Annotated in this window: 5 protein-coding genes; all 5 read left to right on the top strand. The window is 37.8% G+C overall.

Annotated features, from left to right (window positions below; genetic code table 11):
• Positions 1-509: 509 nt before the first annotated feature.
• Positions 510-2,951 carry an ABC transporter permease gene (locus Q0L68_RS10550; protein WP_296702682.1) on the top strand — a complete coding sequence of 814 codons (2,442 nt, stop codon included), beginning with the start codon at positions 510-512 and terminating at the stop codon, positions 2,949-2,951.
• 85 nt (positions 2,952-3,036) lie between these two features.
• The gene (locus Q0L68_RS10545; protein ID WP_296702679.1) at positions 3,037-5,508 is read left to right on the top strand and encodes an ABC transporter permease; all 2,472 of its coding nucleotides are present in this window, start codon (positions 3,037-3,039) and stop codon (positions 5,506-5,508) included.
• A gap of 62 nt (positions 5,509-5,570) precedes the next feature.
• Complete coding sequence (locus Q0L68_RS10540) at positions 5,571-7,976, top strand: FtsX-like permease family protein (protein ID WP_296702677.1); 2,406 nt, start codon at positions 5,571-5,573, stop codon at positions 7,974-7,976.
• A 326-nt stretch (positions 7,977-8,302) separates the two neighbouring features.
• Positions 8,303-10,747, top strand: coding sequence for an ABC transporter permease (locus Q0L68_RS10535; RefSeq protein WP_296702674.1), 2,445 nt, complete (start codon positions 8,303-8,305; stop codon positions 10,745-10,747).
• Between the two features lie 75 nt (positions 10,748-10,822).
• A partial coding sequence (locus Q0L68_RS10530) for an ABC transporter permease (RefSeq protein ID WP_296702672.1) occupies positions 10,823-11,280 on the top strand: 458 nt, incomplete at its 3' end.

Here is an 11,280-nt window from a genome sequence, read left to right as displayed (position 1 = left end):
AGTATGCGCTTCTTTTAGAGGAGTTCCAATGAGTGGTTCCAATTCTTTTAACGCTTCATTTTGAGCAAAAGTAGGATTTACTAGGAGCAGGAGAAGGGTAGACCAAAGAAAATAGATGAGATTTTTCATGATTATTTTGGGTTAAGTCGGTAGAAGTAAATGATTAAAAATCAATGACTAATATGCCTAATTTAGCAAAAACCCAAGGTCCTGAAAATTGTTTTTTTTGAAAAGATGGGTTGAAAACCAACTTGAATAAAAACTATTCAGAGGGAACATAGAAGTATGTCTTGAGAAAAAGTCTTTTCATATCCTAACTACCCAAAGTAATTTTTGCCCACCAGCGGACGAAAACGTCCGATTGATTTTTTAGTAAAGTGTCTTTATCCTGCTTTGAAGCCTGTTTTGAGGGCTTTTTTACTGGCATAGAAATTTGATAATAGGGGTAAGGGATAGTCTTTTCAAAATAAGTGTTATTGACTTCCTGAAATTGGAAAATCGAAATTGAAATGCTGAAAAATTACATCATCATTGCTTGGAGGAATTTGACAAGGAACAAATCCTTCAGTTTTATCAATATCCTTGGTCTGGCGGTTAGCATGTCTGTATGTTTGCTGATCATTATGGTCATTGTTGACCAGTATAGTTTCGATACCTATCACAGCAAAAAAGATAGAATTTATAGAGTACATACCACTAGATATCAGCAAAATAATGGGGAATCTGCAAGCTCGGCTTTGCCTTTGGCAGAGAAATTAAAAAGTGAATATCCGATTATCGAGGAGGCAGCAGCAATCAATAAGGAAATCGGTGGAGACATTATTTACGAAGATAAGTTTGCCACGGGCGGTGGATATTTTGCAGATGGTAATCTTTTTAAAATTTTGGATTTCTCATTTAAAGAAGGTGACCCAAGAACTGCCCTCAATGAACCCTATTCGCTGGTAATTACTTCTGATATGGCGGAAATCCTATTTGGAAATGAGTCTGCAATAGGCAAAGCGGTAGCTTTTCATGACAAGGATATCAAAGCCACTGATATCGAAGAAGGAAATATTGAAACCGATTTTGGCTATTTCACCATTACCGGAGTGCTTAATCCAACTCCAGGAAAAACTCATTTGCCATTTAAATTATTGGCTTCATTGAGCACCATGAATTCTCTCCCTGAAGGAGCTTTATTTAATAATGGAGAGGAAGATTGGGATAATGTCTGGACTAATTATACCTATGTTTTATTGAAAGAGGGGCAAGATAAAGGCGATTTGCAAGCAAATCTGGATAATATTTCAGAGGAAATTTATGGTCCTAAATATGAGAATAAACATTCTTTCAAAGCCATAAGTTTGGCCGATATTACGCCAATTGGTTTTATCGGTAATACCACCCATGTTTCTGTTCCCAAAGTTGTTTTGTTGATTATGGGTATTCTTTGCCTAATTGTGATGTTTTCTGCCTGTCTGAATTACACCAATATGTCAGTGGCTAGAGCTTTGACACGGGTGAAGGAAGTAGGAATTAGAAAGGTGTCTGGAGCGAATAAAAAGCAGATTTTCGCCCAATTTATTACCGAAGCAGTAGTGATTTCTCTTTGCTCTTTAGTCTTCGCATTTTTGATTTTGCAGGTTCTTGAAAGAGGTTTTTATGGCTTGACTTTCAATCAATATTTGAAAATTTCCTTCCAGCAAAGTATTCCTGTTTTCTTGATTTTTATAGGATTCAGCATTTTGGTGGGCATAGTAGCAGGGCTACTTCCTGCAACTTACGTTTCCAAACTTAATCCGATTAATTTATTCAATAAACTCAGCGGCGTAAGACTTTTTAAAAGAATGGGGATTCGAAATGTGTTGATGGTAGTTCAATTTTCTATCTCCCTGATCTTTATTATTTCAGTTGTACTGATTCAATCCCAATCCCGACATATTTTAAATTTTGACTATGGATTTGCCAAGGAAAATATAGTAACTGTCAAGCTTTTTAATACTGAAAATTATCAGCGTTTTGCGCAAGCAATCTCCTCAATTCCTTCTGTTTCCGAAGTTGGAGCATCTTCTTTGATCCCTGCTGGAGGATATAATTATGGTACGGAAGTAATTAACCTGGATAATCCATTGGATAGTATTTCCAGCAATTTCTTTGATATCAACGCCAATGCTACGAATGTCCTTGGCTTGCAATTGGTCGCTGGAAAGAATTTGCCTGAAGAGGGGAGCGAAAATCTGATTCTGATCAATGAATTGGCTGCGAAGAATTTCAATTTTGGAACTAGTCAAGATGCCGTCGGGAAACAGTTGGTCGTAGAAGATGGTGGTGCATTCAAAAATGTAGAAATAGCTGGAGTTGTGAAAGACTTCCAATTTCTTTCCCCAGACCGGGAAATTGAAAGTTTGGTCTTGAGAAATAGAGAATCGGCTTTGGGATTTGCATTGGTAAAAATATCCGGCGAGAATCAAGCTGAGACTTTGGCTGAATTGGAATCTGCATGGAAAGAAGTGAACCCAAACTCTAAGTTTTCATATAAATTCTTAGATGAAGAATTGCTGTTTATCCATCAGGTACTAGGAGATGTGATGTCTGTCATTGGGCTGATTTCCTTCTTAGCAATTTTCGTTTCGTGTCTTGGTTTGTTAGGAATGGCGACCTACACTGCTCAAACCCGAATTAAAGAAATTGGTATTCGAAAAACCTTAGGCTCCAGTATTCCTGAAATCATTATCCTTCTTTCAAAAGGATTCTTAACTCTTCTTGGAGTTGCGATTTTGATTGCTGTTCCTGCAGCCTATTTCATTAATAATTTATGGTTGAACTTCTTTGCTTCCCGTGTCGGAATTGGTGTTGGGGCAATCAGCATTGGGGTTGGAGCCATTCTGTTAATCAGTATAGGAATTATTTTCACGCAAGCTTACCGAGCGGCAGTTGTAAATCCGATCGAAAGTTTGAAAAATGAATGATATGGAAAGTGTGAATGTTGAAGTTTAAAATCTGAAAATATTAAAAACACCTAGATAAAACCATTCGATATTTTAATTGAATAATATGATAAAGAACTACCTAAAAATTGCTTGGAGAAACCTAATCCGACAAAAGTCATTCTCGTTGATCAATGTCTTTGGATTATCCATTGGCTTAGCATGTTTCCTGATTTTATTAACATTTGTCAAGTTTGAGAAATCTTACGATTCCTTTCACCCCAATGGTGAGCAAGTTTTTCGGGTGGTTCAGGAAGTTGGAAATGAAAGTCGATGGGCATGGACAGGAGGAGCAGTTGCGCCTATGCTTCGCAAAGAGTATGAGGGTAAACTTGATGAGGTGGTCAGTATCATTAAGATTTCTACTTATGCCAAAGCCCCAGAAGGCCTATATCCAGAGGATCGATTCAGAGAGGATAAGTTTTACTTTGCTGATAAGGGTTTTGATAAAATCTTTCAATTTGAAATGCTTGCAGGAAGCTGGGAAGGAGTTTTTGATAATCCTTATCAAATTGTCATCACAGAAGATATGGCTGCTAAGTATTTCGGGATGGACAGTCCAATAGGAAAAGTTTTAACCCTAACCGGAGACTTTGATTTTGAAGTAAAAGGGGTCTTGAAGAACCCACCATTAAATACTCACTTGGATTTTGATTTTGTTACAGGCATTGTTTCTTTCAAAGCCACTGAAAATTTCCCGGCAAATGCAGACTTTGGGAGCTTTTGGTGGCCACAGACCTATACCTATGTGAAGGTAAATGAAAATCAAAATCCAGAAGCGATCAGTGCTTCAATTCCAGATATTAATCCAAAATATAGGAATCCCGAAGAAGCGAAACAATATGTTCATTTTTTGCAACCTATCTCTGAGATTCACACCAGCCCCGATTTTATTGGAGAATTGACACCCGCGATGTCTGAAAAAACACTCTGGATTTTTCTTTCCATTGGGGTTTTTGTTTTGGTTTTGGCTTGTATTAATTATGTGAATCTAGCTACTGCAAGGGCGATCAAACGAATGAAGGAAATTGGGATTCGAAAGGTAAACGGTGCTCAAAGAAGTCAACTGATTGCCCAATTCCTGATGGAATCTATCTTGATCAACGCCATTGCGATGCTGATTGGAATAGTCTTGGTTGTATTGATAAACCCTCTTATTGAATTAAATATAGGATTAGAAATCCCTGTTGATTTTCTATTTGAGAGAGATCTTCAAATCCTTCTTTTTGGCATTTGGCTACTATCTTCCATTGTTTCTGGGATATTTCCAGCTTTCTATCTCTCTGGCTTGAAGCCAAAGATGATTCTCAAGGATTCATCCATTACTAACGGTAGATCTGTGCTTCGAAAGAGCCTGGTGGTTTTCCAATTTGTGTTATCCACCATTCTCGTTTTTTGTGCCTCTGTAGCATATTTTCAGCACAGTTTCATGAGTAATGCCTCAATGGGTTTTGAGCCAAAAGGAATGATTTCTGTAAAAATGGGAGAGCTGGCAAAAGCCAATGCAGAAACAATAAGTCAAGAGCTGACAAAAATTCCCGGTGTGAAATCAGTCAAGTTTACGAGTGATAGACCCGGGATAGATACAGGTTGGAACCCACCTGCAGAATATCCTGGAATGCCAGAAGGCTTGAGCAGAAACATCAATGTCCAATATGTAGATTTTGGGTATTTCGAGACGCTTGGGATCGAAATGGCAAGTGGTCGGGAGTTTGAAGAGGAAAGTGCAGACGGTGGTACTTCTTACCTAATGAGGGGTCAGTTTGCAGCAATGAATGATGTGGCGATGATTGTGAATGAATCTGCGCTTCCTTGGCTTCAAAAAGATGCAGCGGAAGTGATTGGCTCCCCAATTCGGGTATATACAGAAGAGAATGGTCAGTTGTTTTCAGATTTTAAAGGAAATGTGATTGGAGTCGTAAAGGATTATCATACCAGAGACCTGAGATACTCTATCGAACCTACTCTCTTTATACCTGTAAAAAATTCTGCTTTCGACGGAACACAACATTTGATTATCAAAGCGGATAAAGAGGTAAATGCGCAGCTTTTAGAGCAGCTTGAGACTACTTGGAAGAAGGTAGTTCCCGGTTTACCATTTGACTATGCTTTTATTGATGAGTCCATCAATTTGCAATATCTGCAACAACAAAAAACAAGTTCTTTGTTAGGGTTATTTGCCTTCTTAACCTTATTAATTTCCTGTTTGGGGATTTTCGGATTGTCGCTTTTCAGTTCCGAAGCAAGGAAAAAAGAAATTGGAATACGACGAGTTTTGGGAGCTTCGGTTTTTGGAATTATGAATAAACTTTCCTCTGAATTCCTGGTGCTGGTTTCTATATCACTTTTAATTGCCCTGCCCGTTGGTTTCTGGTTAATGAATGATTGGTTAGATCAATTTGCCTTTAAAGTCCCAATTTCTGTGTGGTTTTTCCTTTCTTCAGCAGGAATCTCGGTACTTTTGGCTTATGTCACAGTTTCTATTCAATCCTTGAAAAGTGCTTTTGCAAATCCTGTAGAATCTATTAAAAGTGAGTAGAAGGATAAGTGAAAAAGCTAAATTCTAAAGCCTTAAAATTATAGATGACATAAGATATGTGGATGAATTATATAAAGATCGCCTTTCGAGGATATCTTAGAAATCGAAAGTTTACTTTTTTGAATTTGGTGAGTTTGATCGCAGGACTATTCGTAGCCTATGTTGGGATTTCCTACATCAGTTTCGAACGAAGTTATGAGGACTTTCATAAAAATTCAGATCATATCTATCGACTTGCAAGAACTTACCGCTCTCAAGATTATAGCGTGATCGGATTTCCAAACTGGTCTGATGGCACAGCAGAAGAGCAACAACTACAGGCGGAGACTTTTAAGTCTTCTCCTGGAATTGAAGAAATCACTCAATTCATTTCCTCTCCCTATACTGAGTTTATTCGATCTGGAGAAAGCCAGATTCAAAATGACGGTATCCTTTCTACTAACACTCCGAAAGGCTTTGTAAATATGTTTACTTGGGAACCTTTGATGGGTACTTTGGAAAATTTTTCTTCGGGAAATCAAAAGATTTTACTGACAGAGTCTGTAGCTGAAAAGCTTTTTGGTTCAGGATATTCTACTCAAACAGGATTAATTTCGAGTTCCGTTCAAGTAGGAGGGGTAGACTACGAACTGGCGGCAATCATCAAAGATGTTCCAGTCAATTCGCATTTTGACTTTGATATTGCTCTCAATTCTGATAGAATCGATTATTGGGGAAGTAGGATTTATGTGCAGACTAATGCGAACAGTAATTTATTCGAAGTTCAGAAACAACTCAATGCAACCATTGCGAACTTTAATCCACAGTTAGCGAAAGATGAATTGTATTCATCGCATTACTTACAGCCGATTTCAGATATCCATCTTAATTCTGAAATTCTTTACGAATCAAAAACTCCTGGAAATAAAAATTACATCACACTGATCGGGTTTTTTGCAGGTTTTATTTTGGTGATTACATTGTTTAATTATGCCAATCTGACCCTAGCAATCAAGTCAAAAGAAAGCAAAACGATAGGAGTAAGAAAAGCGATGGGAGCTCAAAATTCCATGATTACCACCCAATTCATTTTAGAAGGAGTGTTACTTTCATTGCTAGCCATTCCTTTTGTGGGGCTATTGATTTCTTTAGTAATACCAGCTTTTAATGAATTGATGGGAACTGCAATTCCTAATAACTTCATTTCAGAACCTACAACTTTTATCACGGTACTTACTTTGGCATTGATAATGGGTGTTTTGGCAAGTCTGTCACCAGCTATTTACCTAAGTATGAGAGGTGCTGTGAGTCTTTTCAAGGAGGATTTAAATCAGTCTAATTTCCAGCAGTTTTCTATTCGTAAATATTTGGTCATCAGTCAATTTGTGATTTTGATTGCGATTACCTGTGTTTCTTTTTTTATTTCCCAGCAGCTAAGCTTTGTCGAAGGAAAAGATATAGGCTATAAAAAAGATGGAATTCTATATGCTTATTCCTCTCCCGAAAATCGTCTGGTTTTCCAGCAAAGACTTCGTCAAATCCCGGGTGTCATAGCAGTAGGAAATGGAAGTTCATTTGGGTTACAGACCTTCAATCAAGGAACCTACAAGTTGGAAGGTTCTGAAACGGTATTTGATGATTCCAATCAATTGTATCTGGATTTTGATGCGCTCAAAGCCTATGAATTAAAGACAACTTTACAAGGAAACTCTAGCAATCGAATCACCCTGATTAACAGAACTGCTGCTGAGAAATTTGCGAATTTTAAAGGAGTAAACCCGGAAGATTTGATCGGAACTCAAGTGATCACAGAGCCGGAATACATCAATGAAGAGACGGGACAAGTAGGATTTCCCTTTACCATTGAAGGTATTTTTGAGGATATTAATTTATTTTCTCTTCATGAAAAGGTTGATCCCTATTTTTTAACAGTGTCTGAAGATATGGAAATGAATGGAAGAAGTATTGTGTCTTATAACCCTGAAAATGCAGCAGCTGTTATTGCAGCTGTGAATTCGATTTATGAAGAGTTGGATGAGGCATTTCCTTTGGAGCAGGAATATTTAAGTGAAAATGTTGCGCAACTCTATGCTCAAGATCGACAGACAGCTGATCTGTTATTGTATTTCAATCTGATTGCTGTTCTTTTAGCGGGCCTGGGGATTATTGGAATTACCATATTTTTGACACTGGCAAGGAAAAAGGAAATCGGGATCCGAAAAGTATTGGGTGCATCTGTATTTTCAATCATACAATCTTCTACTAAAGAGTATCTGGTTTTAGTTGGGATTGCATTCTTAATTGCCTGGCCTATTGCGTATTATTTAGCTAATTCCTGGCTTGAGAATTTTGCGTATCGAATTGACATCAATCAATTTGTATTTGCTTTCATCGGTCTGTTGACTTTTGCTTTCACCGCTTTAATTGTAGGAATAATTGCATTCCAAGCGGCACAAGCAAATCCGGTGAAAAGTCTAAAAAGTGAATAATTTATTTGAAGCCATTTTCTAAAATAGGATTCACCTTATAAGATGAAGCTGGATTTTGTGAAAAAGTTTTGAAAGGTTTCTGACTAAAGTGCGATAAGCCTGTTTTAGGTTTTGCCCGTAGGCGGACGATTTTGTTCGAGCTTATGACGAGCTTTTTTTAAAAACCTCGTTTTTTATCGTTTTGAGCATGTTTTAGATGGCATAATAGTGGAATTGTAGTTGGTTCTGATGATTGAAAGAAGTAAGCTGTGTTAATGCCATATTTCATTTCAAAATTTAAATCCGAACCGATATAAATTTTAATCCACTACCAAAACGATTAATAAATGATTAAGAATTATTTCAAAATCGCACTTCGAAATTTATCAAAAAACAAATTACATACAGGGATCAACTTGATCGGTCTGACGCTTGGATTGGGAGTCAGTATTCTTATTTTCTTTTTTGTACAGTTCGAAAGTAATTTTGATAATTTTCATGATGATGGTGATCAGATCTACAGAATTCGCCGGCACCAGGAAGAAGAAGGTGAGAAATTTACTTCATTTTCTACTCCAATAATTACAGCACCTACTTTTGAAAATGAGTTTCCTCAGGTAGAATATACCACACGGATGGTTTCCAGTGTCGCACAAGCTTACCTGGATGAGTCCACTACCCAAAGCCAACGGTTTTTGATGGTAAGCCCTGACTTCTTGGAGATTTTTAATTTCCATCTTTTGCAAGGTGATAAATCCAGAGCTTTACAGGATAAATTCAGTATCGTGATCACTGAGGAAACATCTGAAAAATACTTTGGCGATTCTAACCCAATCGGAAAGTCCATTCGATTAAAAATGGGAGATGACTACCAAGCTTATCAAGTGGTTGGACTTTTGGAAGATATTCCGGCCAATTCCAGTATTCAATTTGATATGCTGTTGAATGATCAGAATCTGGATTATTCAATTGGTGAGGAGAGTCAGAATAACTGGTATAATGTTTTTGGCGACACCTACATTAAAGTTAATGATCCTAGTGCCAAAGCAAGCATAGAAAGCGGCGTGGAAGACATGATGAAAAAGGTACTTGGAGAAGAATATACAGAAGGCGAATACTTTTTTACACTTCAACCAATTTCCGAAATTCATCTTACTGATGATGTGAACACCGGATATGCCGAAACGACTCGCCCTACACTTCTTTGGATTCTATCTGGTATTGCGTTTTTGATTCTTTTGATAGCCTGTATCAATTTTACCACGATGGCAATCGGAAGATCGACGACACGAGCCAAAGAAGTTGGGGTAAGGAAAACCATGGGAGCTGATTTTGGACAATTGGTTTTTCAGTTTTTAACAGAAGCTTTTTTGACTACAGTGATGGCTTTGGTTTTGGGTTTAATTTTGGCAGAAGTACTATTGCCAACATTCAATTCACTTTTTGAAAAAGAACTGATTCTTGTTTATGGACCAACCCAGATTTTTATTTTAGTGGGTTTGGTGGTATTAATCACTGCAATGGCAGGTGCTTATCCGGCGTTTTTCATGTCTAGTCTGAGACCGATCAAAGTCCTCAAAGGCAATCTTTCCATTCGCTTCGGAAAACAAGCTTTGAGAAAAGGCTTAGTAGCTTTTCAATTCTTTATTTCCTTTTTGTTGATCGCATCTACCTTGATAATGGTCAATCAGATGAAAGCCATCCGAAATTATGATTTGGGTTTTGATCAGGAAATGGTCGTCATCGTAGATGTGCCGGATGTGCAAAGTACCAGTTTTGTTAAATCCATATCTGAAGGCTTTCAGCAGGCAGAGTTATACAGACAGGCATTGGTCGGAAGATCGGAAGTACAATCTGCTGGGATTACGATTTCAACTTATGGTGATGATGCATTTTGGAATGCAGGTTTCCCTACTGATCAAAAAGAACAGTTTGATTTCCGGGTGAATTTTGTAGGAGGAGATTACGTAAAAACGATGGGCTTGGAGATGGCAGAGGGTAGAGATTTCAATCCTGATCCAGGAGCGGATAGCAGTGCATTTGTAATAAATGAGACTTTTGCCAAAGCGATGAATTGGGATGATCCACTCGGGGAAATGATGCCAAATTCTCGATTCAATCCTCATCAGATCGTGGGAGTGGTGAAGGATTTTCATCACAATTCTTTATATAAAGAAATCGAACCGGTCTTGTTGGCGAAAAGTCCAGCCACTTTTTTCAGTGGAATCAATTCGCTGAATATCAATTCTGCAACCAATCCAAAAGTAATTGTAAAAGGTACAGGGACCGACTTTGAGGCTTTCCGGAATATCCTGGAAGAGGAATGGAAACGTGTATTTCCTTTGGAAGCTTTCAGTTTTAATTTTATGGATCAAACTGTGGAAGATCAATACAAGGCAGATGAACGCTTGGGTAAAATGGTATTTATGGCTGCAGGAATTGCTATTCTCATTGCAGCAATGGGTCTTTTTGCCATGGCGGCTTTGAGTATTGCTGGACGTACGAAAGAAATAGGAATCAGGAAGGTTTTGGGAGCATCCAGTTTCAGTATTTCTTGGATGTTTAATAAGGAGTTTTTGGTTATCACGGTGGTAGGAGTACTTGTGGCCTTACCAATCAGTTTGTATTTGATGAGAAGTTGGATTGCTCAATTTGCTATCAAAGAATGGCCTTCCTGGATTTATTTCACGGTTTTGGCGATTGGAGGAATTGCTTTTACGCTAGCAATTGTTTCTGCTCAGGCTTTCAAGGCAACTCAAATGAATCCAGTGAAAACACTGAAAGACGAATAATCTCTAAAATTAGAATTATGAATTCTTAAGTCTAAAACCCAAGAGAAATTAGATTTCAATTAAAACCATTAAACCATGTTGATAAATTACATCAAGATTTTTTTCAGACAATTACTCGCCAACAAATTGAATTCCTTGGCGAATATTGGTGGACTTACGATTGGAATAGTTGCTGTATTGTTGATTGGAATTTACCTCAATTACACTTTGAGCTTTGATGGTGACCTATCTCAATCTGACCAAATTTATAGGGTAAATCTGACTTCTTCAGTCGATGGTGTTGAAATGGAGAAAAGCGCCAGAACCTCCCCAGCTATGGGAATGCACTTCACGGAGGATGTAGTAAATGTTGAGGACTTTTCGCGATTTGTGATTATGGGGGAAGTGATTGCCGGGTATGAGGAGGACTTTGTCAGGGAGTTGCAAATTTTCCTGACTGATGAAAGTTACTTTGATTTTTATGATGTAAAACTCAATGCTGGAAGTTTATCTGGAATAAATAAGCCACTCACTGTTTATTTATCTGAAACGAC

The organism is Algoriphagus sp., from assembly GCF_024642405.1.
GTDB lineage: Bacteria > Bacteroidota > Bacteroidia > Cytophagales > Cyclobacteriaceae > Algoriphagus.
This window is presented reverse-complemented; position numbering and strand designations above follow the sequence as displayed.

Coding starts and splice junctions, on each gene's coding strand:
- Q0L68_RS10550 (WP_296702682.1), top strand. CDS start 510: ATGCTGAAAAATTACATCATCATTGCTTGGAGGAATTTGACAAGGAAC.
- Q0L68_RS10545 (WP_296702679.1), top strand. CDS start 3,037: ATGATAAAGAACTACCTAAAAATTGCTTGGAGAAACCTAATCCGACAA.
- Q0L68_RS10540 (WP_296702677.1), top strand. CDS start 5,571: ATGAATTATATAAAGATCGCCTTTCGAGGATATCTTAGAAATCGAAAG.
- Q0L68_RS10535 (WP_296702674.1), top strand. CDS start 8,303: ATGATTAAGAATTATTTCAAAATCGCACTTCGAAATTTATCAAAAAAC.